Below are 13,601 nucleotides of genomic sequence, written 5' to 3' on the forward strand. Positions count from 1 at the left end.
GGGGCGGACCCTAGGGTTCGCCCCGCATTTCTTTTGGATCCAGCGGCGGGGCCATGGCGGCTCGCGCCGCTTTCGCACGTCCGTCGGACGCTTTTAGAGGACCTGGGATCGCGCATGGCGTCGCCCTTTGACCGCAGGATTGGGGATCGCAAGGCTGAACCCCGTCTGGTCGCGCTGCGCGGCGGCGATGGCGTGCGGCCCGCGGTGGGGCGCGTGACGCTGGTGGGCGCCGGTCCCGGCGATCCTGATCTTCTGACCATCAAGGCGCTGAAGGCCCTGCAAGCCGCCGACGTGCTGGTGCACGACGGCCTGGTCTCGGCCGAGATCCTCGACCTGGCGCCCCAGGCCCGCCGCATCGACGTCGCCAAGCGCAAGTCGCGCCACACCCTGCCGCAGGACGACATCAACCAGCTGCTGGTCGCCCTGGCCCGCGAGGGGCTGGAGGTCGTGCGCCTGAAGGGCGGCGATCCCTTCCTGTTTGGTCGCGGCGGCGAGGAGCTTTCGGCCTGTCGCGAGGCCGGCATCGATTGCACCGTGGTGCCTGGCGTCACCGCGGCTCTGGCCGCCAGCGCCGGCGCCGGCGCGCCCCTCACCCATCGCGGCAGCGCCCAGGCGGTCACCTTCGTCACCGGCCATGCGGCCCACGGCGAGCCTGACCTCGATTGGGCCGCCCTGGCGCGTCCCAACCAGACCGTCGTCGTCTATATGGGCGTCTCGACGGCCGGCTTCATCGCCGAGCGCCTGACGGCCGCCGGCCGCGCCGGTGCGACGCCGGCGCTGGTCGTCGAGAACGCCAGTCGCGCCGACGAGCGCCGCATCCTGACCACCCTGGCCGGCCTTGCGTCCGCCGCCGAGGGCCTGAAGGGCCCGGCGCTGCTGATGGTCGGCGAGGCCATGGCCATGGCCGATGTCAAAGTTCCCGGCGAGACCGCAACGCTCGCCGCCTTCGAAGTTCAAAACGTGAGTTCGGGCCAATGAAAGCCGTGACCGCCAATCGCCTGATCGACGGGGAGGTCGTCTTCTGGAAGGACGGCGCGTGGGTGGACGGCTTCGGCGACGCCCAGCTGTTCGACGATGAGCAAGGTGAGCAGGTCGAGGCCGCCGTGGCCGCCGGCAAGGCCGCCCCGACCGTGATCGTCGATCCCTATCCGATCGACCTGATTACCGTCGAAGGCCTCGGTCTCGCCCCGGTCAGCTATCGCGAGCGCATCCGCGCCCTGGGTCCGACCAACGAGCTTCTCCACGGCAAGCAGGCCGAGGGCGGAGCCGTCGTCGAGGCCATCCGCCACGCTTCCGGCGCCGCCCGCTCGACGGGCCGTGTCGACCTGATCCGCCGCAAGTAGGCCGACCCTATGTATCAGTACGACGTCATCGACCGCGAATTCCTGACGGACCGCTCCAACGAGTTCCGCCACCAGGTCACGCGCCGCCTGGCCGGCGAGCTGACCGAGGACCAGTTCAAGCCGTTGCGCCTGATGAACGGTCTCTACCTGCAGCTTCACGCCTACATGCTGCGGGTCGCCATCCCCTACGGCTCGCTCAATTCCCGCCAGGCTCGCCGCCTGGCCTGGGTCGCCCGCACCTACGACAAGGGCTACGGGCACATGACCACGCGTCAGAACATCCAGTTCAACTGGATCAAGCTGAAGGACGCGCCGGACATCCTTGACGCCCTGGCCGAGGTCGATCTGCACGCCATCCAGACCAGCGGCAACTGCATCCGCAACACCACGGCCGACCCCTATGCCGGCGCGACCGCCGAGGAGATCGACGATCCGCGCGTGTGGTCGGAGGTGATCCGCCAGTGGTCGACCTTGCACCCGGAATTCTCTTACCTGCCGCGCAAGTTCAAGATCGCCATCACCGGCGCCCTGACCGACCGCGCGGCGGTGAAGGTGCACGACATCGGCCTGATCCTGCGCCGGGCCCGTGACGGCTCGCTGGGCTTCGAGGTGATCGTCGGCGGCGGGCAGGGGCGCACGCCCTATGTCGGCCCGACGATCAAGCAGCACCTGCCAGCGTCCAGCCTGCTCAGCTACCTGGAAGCCGTGCTGCGCGTCTACAATCGCCACGGCCGCCGCGACAACATCTACAAGGCCCGCATCAAGATCCTGGTCGCCGCCCTCGGCGCCGACGAGTTCGGCCGTCAGGTCGAGGAAGAGTGGGCCAAGATCGATCAAGGCCGCGCCGACCTGGGCGACCTGGAACTGGCCCGCATCCGCGGCGCCTTCGCCCAGACCCCATTCGAGGCCCTGCCGGCCCGCTCTGAAGCCTTCGAGGCCGCCAAGGCCGCAAGCCCCGCCCTGGCCCGCTTCGCGCGCAACAACGTCAAGGCCCACAAGAAGCCGGGCTACGCCATCGTCGAGGTTTCGCTGAAGGCCGTCGGCCAGACGCCGGGCGACGCCACGGCCGACCAGCTGGACGTCGCGGCCGATCTGGCCGAGCGCTACAGCCTGGACGACCTGCGCGTGACCCACGCCCAGAACCTGGTTCTGCCGCACGTCAAGCTCGACGACCTGCCCGCCGTTCACGCGGCGCTGGAGGCGGCGGGTTTGGCGACGCCGAACATCGACCTGATCAGCGACATCATCGCCTGCCCGGGGCTGGATTACTGCGCTCTTGCAAATGCGCGCGCTATCCCGATCGCCCAGGACATCGCCAAGACCTTCGCCGACCCCGACCGGGCCGAGAAGATCGGCGAGCTGAAGATCAAGATCAGCGGCTGCATCAACGCCTGCGGCCACCACCACGTGGCCCACATCGGCATCCTGGGCGTCGATAAGAAGGGCGAGGAGTTCTACCAGCTTTCGCTCGGCGGTTCGGGCGCGGAAGACGCCTCGATCGGCAAGATCCTCGGCCCGGCCCTGGCGGCCGATCGCGTCGCCCCCGCCATCGACACCCTGGTCGACACCTATCTGGCCGCGCGCCAGGGCGAGGAACGCTTCCTCGACACCTATCGCCGCGTCGGCCTCGAGCCCTTCAAGGAAGCGGTCTATGCCCAAGCTGATTAAGCTCGCAGGCCCAACTGGCGAACAAGCGGCCCAGTGGGCTGAAAACACCTTCGTCCACGTCGCCGACGAGGACGCCATCCCGGAGGCCGGCGACGTCATCCTGTCGCTGGCGCGCTTCCAGGCCGAGGGCGACACGCTGCTGTCGTCCAACAGCCGCCGCGTGGGCGTGCGCATCGAGCCGGCCGAGGAGGTCGAGGCCCTGGCCTACGACCTGCCGCGCCTGTCGGTGGTGGCCCTTGCCTTCCCGAAGTACCGCGACGGCCGCGCCTACACCTCCGCCCGGCTGCTGCGTGAACGCCTGAAGTACGAGGGCGAGGTCCGCGCCGTCGGCGACGTGCTGCAGGAGCAGGCCGGTTTCATGGTCCGCTGCGGCTTCGACGCCTTCGAGCCCAATGACGGCGCGACGCCGGAGGCCTGGACCAAGGCCGCCAACCGCTTCCGCCATGTCTATCAGCGCGCGGTCGACGCTCGTCCGATCGCCGCCGACGAGCGGGCGCAGGCCCAAGCCAAGGAAGGCGCGCTCTGATGGCCTACGACCAGACCGACGCCGCGCCGACCCTGGCGGCGCGGCTGGACGCCGAACTGCGCGACGCCCATCCGCTGGCCATCCTGCGCAAGGCCTACGAAACCTTCGGCGACAAGCTGGCCCTGGTCAGCTCGTTCGGCGCGGAATCGGCGGTGCTGCTGCACTTGGCCAGCCAGGTTTCCAAGGACATTCCGGTGCTGTTCCTCGACACCGGCATGCTGTTCGGCCAGACCCTCGACTACCGCAAGAGCCTGGCCGCCGAGCTTGGCCTGACCGACGTGCGCGACCTGCGGCCGGCCTTCGCCGACCTGGCGGTGACCGATCCGCGGTCGGACCTGTGGCGCACCGACACCGACGCCTGCTGCCACATCCGCAAGGTGCTGCCGCTGGATCGCGCCATTGCGGACTTCTCGGCCTGGTGCACCGGCCGTAAGCGCTTTCACGGCGGCGACCGGCTGCGACTGGCCGTGGTCGAGGACGCCGACGGCCAGCTGAAGTTCAATCCGCTGGCCAACTGGAGCAAGGCCGAGCTCGACGCCTATGTCGCCGAGCACCAGCTTCCTGCCCACCCGCTGGTCGCACAAGGCTTTCCGTCGATCGGCTGCTGGCCGTGCACCAAGCCGGTCGACGACCCCAACGCCGACGTCCGCGCCGGCCGCTGGCAGGGCCAGGACAAGACCGAGTGCGGCATCCACGTCGCTCGCGCGCCGGGCGTCGCCCCGAACGTCGGCGGCGACATCTAGTCTCTGGCGGGCTCAGTCCTGGGACGAGAACCCCTTGCGGGTCATCTTGCCCCAGCCCTGGGCGCCGGTCAGGAACTGCCACGTCCCGCGCAGCCGCCAGAAGTTGTTGATCTGGCGATAGCCGAAGTTCTCCAGGATCGCCGCGCCCATCAGCACGGCCAGGCTGCGGGCGTTGGGAAAGCGGCGCAGCTCCGTCTCTTCCAGGGCCAGCGCGCCGACGCTGATGACGATGCCGAAACCGAAGGTCACCGCCAGCAGGGCCCAGAGGTATTCGACGTCGAGCACTCCCAGCAGCCAGAAGGCCGGGATCAGCACGTAGCCGAAGATCTCGATCAGCGGTCCCAGTACGTCGACCACCAGTATGTGCCCGAAACCGACGACGCCGATCCGCCCATAGCGCGGGTTCAGGATCATGTCGCGATGGCGGAAGAAGGTCTCCAGCGCTCCGCGATGCCAGCGCGCCCGTTGTCGTGACAGCACGGCCATGGTTTCCGGCGCCTCGGTCCAGCACACGGGTTCGGGCGTGAAGGCCACGCGATACGGCTTGCGCAGGCGGCGGTAGTGCTTGTGCAGCTTGACCACCAGTTCCATGTCCTCGCCGACGGTGCCGTGGCTGTAGCCGCCGACGTCCAGCACCGCCTGGCGCCGGAAGAGGCCGAAGGCGCCGGAGATGATGGTCAGGGTCGAGATGCGGCTCCAGGCCAGCCGAGCCATCAGGAAGGCGCGCAGGTACTCGATGGTCTGCAGGCGGGCCAGCATGTTCCTGGGCACGCCCACCTCGACCACCCGGCCGAACGAGATCTTGCAGCCGTTGGCGATGCGGATGGTGCCGCCCACGGCCACGGTGCGTTCAGGGTCTTCCACGAAAGGCGCGACGGCGCGCAGCAGGGCGTCGACCTCCAGCAGGCTGTCGGCGTCCATCGAGCAGACGATGGGCGAGCGCGACAGGTTGATGGCCGCGTTCAGGGCGTCGGCCTTGCCGCCGTTCTCCTTGTCGACGACCAGCAGGCGCGGCTGGTTGGCGGCGGCGTAGAGGCCGCGGATCCTCTGGCAAGGGGCGGCGAGGTCGTAGTGCCGCTCGACCGGGTGCAGCTCGAAGGCGTCTACCAGCACCTGCAACGTCTCGTCCTTGGAGCCGTCGTTGACCACCACGACCTCGAAGTGGGGGTACTGCAAGGCCAGCAGCGACCTGACGCTCTCCACGATGGTCAGGGCCTCGTTGTAGGCCGGCGCCATCAGGGTGATCGGCGGGGCGGCCTCCGCGTATCGACGCCACAGCAGGGCGGCCTGGTTGACCGGCGGCGCCTGCGAGAGCGCCCGGGCGGCCAGCAGGAGCTGGTAGAGGTAGAGCGCGTTCTGGGCCAGGCCGGTGGCGATCACGGCCCAGGCGATGGCTTCGGCGAAGCGGACGACGGCGAGGGCGAGGGTTTCCAGTTCGGGCATCGCCTAGGCGCCTTCCGCCAGGGCGCGCTCGGCGGCGCGTTGCGCGATCGGCCGGGCGTCGTCGGCCGCGGCGGCTTCCAGCAGCCCGCGACCGGCCTTGCCCAGTCTGCCTAGGGCGTCGCCCGCCCGAAAGCGCACCCACCACTCGGGATCGTCGAGCAGGGGAGCGAGCGTCGGGGCCAGGCGGACCAGGCCCGCCGCGCCGACGGCTTCCGCGGCCGCCGAGCGGACGGTCCAGGTCGGGTCGGCGAGGGCGCCGGCCAAGGTTTCTGCGGCCGCCGGATGCTGAAGGCGGCCAAGACCCCGCACGGCGGCCGTACGGACATCCGGATCCGGGTCGGTCGCCGCCGCGGCCAGCGCCGGCACGGCCTCGTAGGCGCCGGAGCGTCCGAGGGCGTCCAGCAACACGGCCCGCATCAACGGCGTAAGATCCTGTCGGCCAAGGGCGAGAAGTCCTTCCCCGGGCGCGCCGGCAACCGCCTGCCGCATCACCTCGGCGAAGATCCGCGACGGGGTCAGCTCACCGGTCCCCACATAGTCGAGCAGGCGCGAGGGCGTCGGCGGCGCGCCTGCGTCGGCCAGCCCCTTGATCGCGGCCATGCGTACGTTCGCATCCTTGGAGCGGATGGCCCGCCGCAGGGCGGCCTTGACCTCTTCGCCGCCCAGCGCGGCCAGCGCCTCGACGCTGGTCAGGCGCTCGTCGCGCGAGCCGTGCAGGATCCGCTCTTCCAGGGCCTCGATCAGGCCCAGGCTTCTGAGGGCGCCCATGGCGCGCTCCTGGTCGGCGCCGCGGATCAGGCCCTGGAAGTCTAGGATGGCCTCGGCCAGCACTTGCGGCTGTCGCACGAAGGGGGAAAGCGCGCTGACTGCCTCCGTCTGGCCGCGCAGCAGGCCCGAGAGCGCCTGGATGATCAGTTTCCGTTCGCCTGCGCGCGTGGCTGAGCGGCTTTCCTTGACGAAGCGCGCGACGATCAGACCGCTCATCCAGGTCAGCGCGGCCCCGATCAGGACGAGGGCGACCACCCAGATCAGCGTCAGGGAAGACATCTAGAACCGTCGGGTGACGGCGACCCCGACCTCGTCGCGGTCATAGGCCGTGCGCTTCTCGTGCGCCCCGACCACCTGCACCGTCCAGCGCGGCGTCAGGTCGTAGGCGATACCGCCAGAGACGGCTTCCACGGGCACGGTGTTCCCGTCGGCGCTTTCGGGGGCGTCGGCATAGCCCAGGCGCAGACGCAGGCGCTCGGTCGCCGACCACTCGCCGCTGAGCGTGTAGCCGGACTGATGCTTGCCGCGTTCGTCCTCGGTGTTGATGGAGCGCGCCGTCAGCGACACGGGTCCGGCGGCCAGGGTCAGATAGGGTTGCAGGCTCTTGACCTCGCCCACGGCGTAGCGCGACCAGACCGCGTCCAGGCCCAGGCGGACCCGCCAGTCGCCTTCGGTGAGCAGGCCGACCGAACCGCCGGCGCGGATCGACAGTTCCGGCCGATAGTCGGCGTCCGGCGCCCCGCCGACGGCGACGAAGCCGTCCACGCGCGAGCTGAACCTACGGGCGACCAAGGCCTCGGCATAGGTGTCGGAGACGCCGAAGCGCTCGGTGTGCTCGATCGAGCCGCCCAGGGTGGTGTCCGGATCGATCCGTTTCGACAGGGCGATGGTCGCTGAGCTCCAGTGACCCAGGTCCTTGGTCAGTTCGCTGCGCGCATAGGCCACGTCCAGCCGCCAGGTCGGCTCGCCCGGCATGGCCAGGGTGGCGGCGATCTGTTGCGAGAGCCCTTTCGCCTCGGCGTCGTCCGGAGCAGCCGCTAGCAGCGGCGCCAGGCGTCGGCGCGCCAGTTCGGGACGGCTGGCGAACAGGGCCGAGCGGGCATAGGCGATGCGGGCGTCGCGGTAGTCCGGCGCCAGCGCGAGGGTCGTCTCGAAGGCGCGGTCGGCCTCGGCGTAGCGCTGGGCGGCCATCCGCGAGAGGCCCAGGTTCAGCCAGACGTCGGGGTCCTTTGGGCGCTGCCTGGCGAGCAGGTCGAAGGCGGCGATCGCCTCGGCGGTGCGGCCGGCCTGGCGGGCCTGGACCGCCGCCGCATAGGCCGGATCGGCCGTCTCCGGCGCCTGGACCGCGACGGCTTCGATCATGCGGCCACCGGGGCGATGCGGAACAGGCGGGCCAGAAGTTCGTCGGGATCGAAGGGCTTGGGCAGGTAGTCGGCCGCGCCCAGGTTCAGGGCGGTGACGATGTCGTTGCGGCCCCTCAGGGCGGTCAGCATGACCACGGGGATGTCGCGCAGGGTGTCGTCGCCCTTCATCCGGCGCAGGACCTCGAACCCGTCGATGATCGGCATCATGCCGTCCAGCACGACGACGTGCGGCCGCTCGGTGCGGGCGGCCTCCAGCACGGCGCGTCCGTCCTCGAACACCGTGACCGCGTAGCCCGCCATGCTGAGCTTATGCTCGAGGATCTCGCGAAGCAGGGCGTCATCGTCGGCGATGAGCACCGAAGGAGAGGACGCAAGGTTACTTTCAGATCGCCTGGACACCATTCCTCGCCTGCAAGCTGAGCTTCAAGGGAGTCGCGACACCAATTCAGAGTGGTGCAGAACGGTCGGGGAGGCCAGCGCGAACATCTCGCGTTTGGTTAACTTCCCAACACTGCACGCATACGGCGAAACGGCCGCTTTCGCGGCCGTGTCCAATGCTCGATCTGTAGCTTGGGGGTTGTGCGGCCGGCTATTCCGGCGGGCAGCCCTTGAATTCGCCGACCTTGGTCACCGAGAGGTGCGTAAGGTTCAGGCCCGCCAGCGGCTTCATTGAGCTGGCGCCCTGGCCGCTGAACATGTCGATCTTGTTGCCCTTGATCGCGCCGCCGATGTCGGAGGCGTACCAGTAGCCGTCGTGGGTTTCGCCGTTGGGCATGGGCAGGCCGACGGTCTCCTTGATGAAGACGACGGTGCGGCGCGGGATCACCTTGGTGTCCACGGCCAGGGTGCGCATCGCAACCACCTTGCAGCCCAGGCTGTCGAGCGCGCGGATGCCCTTGGCGCCGGCGTGGTACAGGGTGGCCTTCATCTTGTATTCGATGGAGCCGGGGATCGAGCCGGTCAGAGCCCCTGCGATCAGTTCGCCCAGCGGATCGCTGGCGCGTTCGGAGTCGGGGCCCGCGGCGGCGGGAAGTGCGGCGAACATGGCCATGAAGGCCAAAATTCCGGCGAGCGTGCGTCGCATCGAGGGGGTCCTCTTATCGGCGTATCTGTCGGTTCGGCGGCTTCCTTAAGCCGATCACGGCTCCGTGACAACCCGCTTAAAGTCGCCCGATTAGGGCGGAATCGGACGAAAACTTCTGGTGAAGCTCGGAACTCGGGTGAAAATTCAATCGTTTAGCGCGCCATTTGAAAAGTGGGGGAGAGCGACGGAATGACGCTGCGGATCTTCGGCGACGGTAAGTCGGGCAACTGCCTGAAGGTGAAATGGACGGCCCAGCGCCTGCATCTGCCCTTCGAGTGGATCGAGGTCGACATCCTGAAGGGCGAGTCCCGCACCGCCGATTTTCTGGCCATGAACCCGGCCGGCCAGGTGCCTGCGGTGATCCTGGATGATGGCCGCGCGCTGGCCCAGTCCAACGCCATCATGCTGCACCTTGCCGAGGGCTCGGTGCTGATCCCGGCCGATCCCTATCTCAAGGCCAAGATGTACGAGTGGCTGTTCTGGGAGCAATACAGCCACGAGCCCTATGTGGCCGTCGCCCGCTTCCAGGTCGCCTATATGGGCAAGCCGGTCGAAAGCCTCGACGGCAAGCTGGTCGAGCGTGGCCATGCGGCCCTGGCGCGCCTGGAAAACGGGCTTTCCGGGAGCGGCTTCCTGGTCGGCGATCGCCTGACCCTGGCGGACATCGCCTTGGTGGCCTACACCCGTGTCGCCCACGAGGGCGGTTTCGATCTGGCGCGCTATCCTGCCGTGAAGGCCTGGGTCGGCCGCGTCGAGACGACCCTCGGCATCGATTAAGTCTTCGGAGCGCGCATGAAGTCGCCGTCTTCTACCTTGAAGGTTCTCGTCCTGGCCGCCGTCGTGGCGGCGCCGGCCCAGTCGGCCCTGGCCTGGGGCGCTTCCGGCCACCGGATGATCGGCGTGCTCGGCGCCCAGGCCCTGCCGGACGACGTGCCGGCCTTCGTGCGCAGCCCCTACGGCGTGGCCGCCATCGGCGAGTACGCCCGCGAGCCCGACCGCTGGAAGGGCTCGGGCAAGGTCCACGACCACGATCGCGACGCCGCCCACTTCCTGGATCTCGACGACGAAGGCCGCATGTTCGGCGGCCCGAAGTTCACGGTCGAGACCCTGCCGGCCACCCGCGCCGACTATGCGACGGCCCTGCGCGCCGTCGGCCAGGACGAGTGGAAGGCCGGCTACCTGCCGTACGCCATGATCGACGGCTATCAGCAGTTGGTGAAGGACTTCACCTACTGGCGCATCCTGGTCGCCGCCGAGAAGCAGACCACCGACGCCCAGAAGAAGGCCTGGTACGCCGCCGACCTCAAGCGTCGCGAGGAACTGCTGCTGCGCGACCTGGGCGTCTGGGCCCACTATATCGGCGACGGCAGCCAGCCGCTGCACATGAGCGTGCACTACAACGGCTGGGGCGACTATCCGAACCCCAACGGCTACACCCAGAGCCGCGGCACCCACGGCGCCTTCGAGGGGCCGCTGGTCAAGGCCGTGGCCAAGGACGACGAGGTCAAGGCCAAGATGCCGGCGCTGCGCGACTGCGCGTGCAGCTACGAGACCCGGATGGTCGGCTACCTGACCACGACCTGGAAGCTGACCGAGCCGCTCTATCAGCTCGAGAAGTCGGGCGGCATGGTCGCCACCGATCCGCGCGCCAAGGCCTTCGTCGACGAGCGCCTGGCCGCCGGCGCCGCCGAACTGCGCGACATGGTCACCATGGCCTGGAAGGCCAGCGCCGAGGGCAAGATCGGTTACCGTCCCGAGATCAGCGTCGCCGATGTCGAGAGCGGCAAGGCCGATCCGTGGAACGACCTGTTCGGCAAGGACTGACCGCTTGATCGCTTTCTATGCGCCGGACGCGTCCCTGGACTACAGGGACCGTCACGCCGCCTTCGGCATCGCCGAGGACGAGCGGGGGCAAATCGCGCTGGTGGAAGTCACCAAGCCCGGCAAGGCGCCCTATTTCGACCTGCCGGGCGGCGCGGTGGACGGCGATGAGACCGAAGGCGAGGCCTTGATCCGCGAGTTCGGCGAGGAGACCGGCCTGGTCGTCGAGGTCGGCGCCCATGTCGTCGACGTGTCCCAGCCGTTCCTGAAGTCCGACGGACAGGCCATGCGGAACTACGGCGGGATCTACGCCGTGAAGCTGACGGGCGAACGCCCGGAACTGAAGGTCGAGGACGACCACAGGCTGGTCTGGCTTGATCCGCGCGACGCGGTCGTCGCTCTGCGCCACGACGCCCACTCCTGGGCGGTCGCGGCTTGGATGCGCAAGGGCTAGTTCGCTTTCTTCTTCAGCGCCGCCTTGGCTTCGGCCGGGGCGACCTGGTCGAACAGCATCGACAGGTGCTGGTCCTTGGCATGGTCGTTGTGCAGGTCCCAGGCCAGCGAGATCGGCAGGCGAAGACGGCCGCCGTCGGGCAGCCGGGCCACCAGAACGCGCCAGCTGAAGCCGTCGCCTGGATCGCCCAGCGGGCCAAACTCCAGGGGCGCCGGATCACGCAGGCGGAAGGCGCGGTCGGCCCTGGCGGTGAACCAGGCCAGGTCGTCGGCGGCGGTCGGGTCGGCGGCGGGCGAAACGACCTTGCCCTTGAGATTGCGGACCATGGCGGCCTCCGAAGCGTTGAAAGCGCGGCTCTCTAGCACTTCGGGCGACGACTTCCCATGTCCAAGGCGCGGGCAGGGCGCCTGAAGCGGAAAGGCTCCAAGTGAGCAAGGATCGGCCGATCAAGCGCGTGCGCGCCGACTGGAATGATGTCGTTCTGGTCTGTCGCAAGTGTTCGCGCAAGCTGGACGGCGGCTTCGGCAAGGACGGCGAACAGAGCTTCGCCAAGGCCCTGCGCAAGGCTTCCGGCGGCGGCAAGGGCAAGGATCGCAAGGCGCCGCTGGCGGTGATCGAGGTCGACTGCTTCGACGTCTGCCCCAAGGACGCCGTGGTGGCGGTCAATGCTTCGAAGCCCCGCGAGTGGGTGGTCGTGCCGCGCGGCGCATCCATGGACGCCGCCGTCGCCCGTCTGGGACTGGCCGCCAACGACGCTGAAGCAGCCTGATTGAGGAAGCAGGCCGGCGAGTCTGCTATCAGGCTCCGATGAGCCGCAAACGCGCCGATATCCTGCTTGTCGAGAAGGGCCTGTTCGACAGCCGCGCCAAGGCGCGCGCCGCCATCGAGGCCGGCCGCGTCACCGCCGATGGCAAGGTCGTGGCCAAGGCTTCCGAGGCGATCGACGAGGCCTCCGACATCGTCGCCGAGGCGGCCCATCCGTGGGTGGGCCGAGGCGCGCTGAAGCTGGTGCGGGCGCTGGAGCTGTGGCCGGTGGCGATCGACGGCCGCATCGCTGTCGATGTCGGCGCCTCGACCGGCGGTTTCACCGAGGTCCTGCTGTCGAAGGGCGCGGCGCGCGTCTTGGCCGTCGACGTCGGCCGGGATCAACTGCATCCGCGCCTGAAGAACGATCCGCGGGTGGACGACCTGTCGCCGCTGGACGCCCGCGCCCTGACCGCCGAACACGCGCCGGACGGCGTCGACCTGGTGGTCACCGACGTCAGCTTCATCTCGCTGGAAAAGGCCCTGCCGGCGGCGCTAGTCCTGGCGCGTCCCGGCGCGGATCTCGTCGCCCTGGTCAAGCCGCAGTTCGAGGCCGGCCGTGAGAACATCGGGAAGGGCGGCCTCGTGAAGGATCCGGAGGTCATCTCCGCCTGTGTCGAGCGCGTCTCGGCCTTCATCGAGGCGTCAGGCTGGACGGTTCGCGACAGCGCCGACAGCCCGATCTCCGGCGGCGAGGGGCAGGTCGAAAAGCTGCTCTGGGCGGTGAAGGCCTAACCCCGCAGCGCCGCCAGCGCCTCGGGGCACCGGCGCGACAACGGCGCCTCGATCGGGCCGAGCTCCACGGCGTAGTCGCCCGAGCCTTCCGGCCGTAGCCCCGTCACGCGCGCCGCGTTGACCAACCACGAGCGATGGGTGCGCACGAAGCCTTGCGCCCCGAGTTCGCTTTCAAGCGCTGTCAGCGAAGAGCGGGTGAGCGGTCGCCGGCCGTCGGCCAGCAGGAACTCGACGTAGTTGCCGACCGATCGTACGGCCAGGATGTCCACGATCGGCGTGCGCACCAGCCGCGCGCCGTCGCGGATGTCGAACATCGCGGGCGAAGGCGCCGGAGCCGCCGCCTGGGCGGGAGCCTCGGCGGCGACGTCGCGCGCCATCCGAGCCAGCAGCCAGAAGACGACGAAGGCCAGGACGTAGGCGATGACGTCCTTGCGCAACTCGTAGACGAACTCCGGCCCGATCGGCCCGAAGTCGTAGCCTTCGCCCAGGATCAGGCGGTGGGCGATCTTCCGCAGCACGACGAAGCCGCTCACGTGCAGGATCGAGTAGGCCAGCAGGGCGAGGGCGTGGACGGGCAGGGCGCGGGCCAGGGTTGGCTTCGCCCGATGCGTCCAGAGGGCGACGGCCGCCGGCAGCAGCATGATCAGCACCGTGACCAGGCCGCTGGACACCTCCCAGATCGCCGGCCGCCAGGGGCCAAGGCGTGGCGCGTCGTGGATGATGGTCAGGATGTTGATGACGGTGATGGCCGCGACGATGGCCAGGCCGCACAGCCAGCCGCGCAGCAGCAGGCGACGCTCGGCGCTGCTCATCCCCCAGCGCGCGCCGTTCGTCCCTGGGGACGTGGC

General features: G+C 69.2%; 17 protein-coding genes. 10 read left to right on the top strand and 7 right to left on the bottom strand.

The genetic code is table 11. The features are described 5' to 3' along the window. The first annotated feature begins 114 nt into the window (after window positions 1–114). The 5 genes from cobA to SGCZBJ_RS09680 are packed head-to-tail and all read left to right on the top strand — an operon-like array spanning window position 115 to window position 4,280. Window positions 115–978, top strand: a complete 864-nt coding sequence (gene cobA, locus SGCZBJ_RS09660) for a uroporphyrinogen-III C-methyltransferase (protein WP_101717787.1) — start codon at window positions 115–117, stop codon at window positions 976–978. Continuing rightward, on the top strand, window positions 975–1,343 hold the full coding sequence (locus SGCZBJ_RS09665) for a DUF2849 domain-containing protein (RefSeq protein ID WP_101717788.1): 369 nt from the start codon (window positions 975–977) through the stop codon (window positions 1,341–1,343). Before cobA ends, SGCZBJ_RS09665 begins: the two co-directional genes overlap by 4 nt. Before the next feature lie 9 nt (window positions 1,344–1,352). Continuing rightward, the gene (locus tag SGCZBJ_RS09670) at window positions 1,353–3,011 is read left to right on the top strand and encodes a nitrite/sulfite reductase (protein ID WP_101717790.1); all 1,659 of its coding nucleotides are present in this window, start codon (window positions 1,353–1,355) and stop codon (window positions 3,009–3,011) included. Further along, entirely contained in the window at window positions 2,995–3,537 is a 543-nt protein-coding gene (locus SGCZBJ_RS09675) for a DUF934 domain-containing protein (protein ID WP_101717791.1), read from the top strand. Before SGCZBJ_RS09670 ends, SGCZBJ_RS09675 begins: the two co-directional genes overlap by 17 nt. Next, window positions 3,537–4,280 carry a phosphoadenylyl-sulfate reductase gene (locus SGCZBJ_RS09680; protein ID WP_101717792.1) on the top strand — a complete coding sequence of 248 codons (744 nt, stop codon included), beginning with the start codon at window positions 3,537–3,539 and terminating at the stop codon, window positions 4,278–4,280. The genes SGCZBJ_RS09675 and SGCZBJ_RS09680 overlap by 1 nt, the downstream gene beginning before the upstream one ends. 12 nt (window positions 4,281–4,292) lie before the next feature. Here the strand turns inward: SGCZBJ_RS09680 and SGCZBJ_RS09685 are convergent, their stop codons facing one another. The 5 genes from SGCZBJ_RS09685 to SGCZBJ_RS09705 all read right to left on the bottom strand — a co-directional run bounded on the left by SGCZBJ_RS09685 (window position 4,293) and on the right by SGCZBJ_RS09705 (window position 8,939). Then, window positions 4,293–5,723, bottom strand: a complete 1,431-nt coding sequence (locus SGCZBJ_RS09685) for a glycosyltransferase family 2 protein (RefSeq protein WP_101717793.1) — start codon at window positions 5,721–5,723, stop codon at window positions 4,293–4,295. 3 nt (window positions 5,724–5,726) lie between these two features. Next, window positions 5,727–6,770 carry a HEAT repeat domain-containing protein gene (locus tag SGCZBJ_RS09690; protein WP_101717794.1) on the bottom strand — a complete coding sequence of 348 codons (1,044 nt, stop codon included), beginning with the start codon at window positions 6,768–6,770 and terminating at the stop codon, window positions 5,727–5,729. Continuing rightward, window positions 6,771–7,853 carry a YaiO family outer membrane beta-barrel protein gene (locus SGCZBJ_RS09695; RefSeq protein WP_101717795.1) on the bottom strand — a complete coding sequence of 361 codons (1,083 nt, stop codon included), beginning with the start codon at window positions 7,851–7,853 and terminating at the stop codon, window positions 6,771–6,773. Then, entirely contained in the window at window positions 7,850–8,212 is a 363-nt protein-coding gene (locus SGCZBJ_RS09700) for a response regulator transcription factor (protein WP_205685356.1), read from the bottom strand. Before SGCZBJ_RS09700 ends, SGCZBJ_RS09695 begins: the two co-directional genes overlap by 4 nt. A 232-nt stretch (window positions 8,213–8,444) precedes the next feature. Next, entirely contained in the window at window positions 8,445–8,939 is a 495-nt protein-coding gene (locus tag SGCZBJ_RS09705) for a 3D domain-containing protein (RefSeq protein WP_101717798.1), read from the bottom strand. Window positions 8,940–9,128: 189 nt separating this feature from the next. Between SGCZBJ_RS09705 and SGCZBJ_RS09710 the strand changes: the two genes are divergently transcribed. From SGCZBJ_RS09710 to SGCZBJ_RS09720, 3 genes are read left to right on the top strand one after another with little or no spacing between them, the layout of a single operon-like run. After that, complete coding sequence (locus SGCZBJ_RS09710; RefSeq protein WP_101717799.1) at window positions 9,129–9,716, top strand: glutathione S-transferase family protein; 588 nt, start codon at window positions 9,129–9,131, stop codon at window positions 9,714–9,716. Between the two features lie 15 nt (window positions 9,717–9,731). Continuing rightward, window positions 9,732–10,763 (top strand): phospholipase C/P1 nuclease family protein, encoded by a 1,032-nt coding sequence (locus tag SGCZBJ_RS09715; protein ID WP_101717800.1) that lies wholly within the window; start codon window positions 9,732–9,734, stop codon window positions 10,761–10,763. 4 nt (window positions 10,764–10,767) lie between these two features. Then, a complete protein-coding gene (locus SGCZBJ_RS09720) occupies window positions 10,768–11,214 on the top strand; it encodes an NUDIX domain-containing protein (RefSeq protein WP_165799287.1) in 447 nt (148 codons plus the stop codon). On the opposite strand, the gene SGCZBJ_RS09725 is transcribed toward SGCZBJ_RS09720, so the two are convergent. Next, a complete protein-coding gene (locus tag SGCZBJ_RS09725; protein ID WP_101717802.1) occupies window positions 11,211–11,540 on the bottom strand; it encodes a hypothetical protein in 330 nt (109 codons plus the stop codon). The genes SGCZBJ_RS09720 and SGCZBJ_RS09725 overlap by 4 nt on opposite strands. Window positions 11,541–11,641: 101 nt before the next feature. Here SGCZBJ_RS09725 and SGCZBJ_RS09730 point away from each other — a divergent pair, with 101 nt between their 5' ends. Beyond that, a complete protein-coding gene (locus SGCZBJ_RS09730; RefSeq protein WP_205685357.1) occupies window positions 11,642–11,983 on the top strand; it encodes a (2Fe-2S) ferredoxin domain-containing protein in 342 nt (113 codons plus the stop codon). A 38-nt stretch (window positions 11,984–12,021) separates the two neighbouring features. Beyond that, a complete protein-coding gene (locus tag SGCZBJ_RS09735) occupies window positions 12,022–12,753 on the top strand; it encodes a TlyA family RNA methyltransferase (protein WP_101717803.1) in 732 nt (243 codons plus the stop codon). On the opposite strand, the gene SGCZBJ_RS09740 is transcribed toward SGCZBJ_RS09735, so the two are convergent. Beyond that, entirely contained in the window at window positions 12,750–13,565 is an 816-nt protein-coding gene (locus SGCZBJ_RS09740) for a LytTR family DNA-binding domain-containing protein (RefSeq protein WP_101717804.1), read from the bottom strand. The two genes, SGCZBJ_RS09735 and SGCZBJ_RS09740, sit on opposite strands and share 4 nt — an antisense overlap. Between the last annotated feature and the right edge of the window lie 36 nt (window positions 13,566–13,601).

It is taken from the genome of Caulobacter zeae, assembly GCF_002858925.1.
Lineage (GTDB): Bacteria > Pseudomonadota > Alphaproteobacteria > Caulobacterales > Caulobacteraceae > Caulobacter > Caulobacter zeae.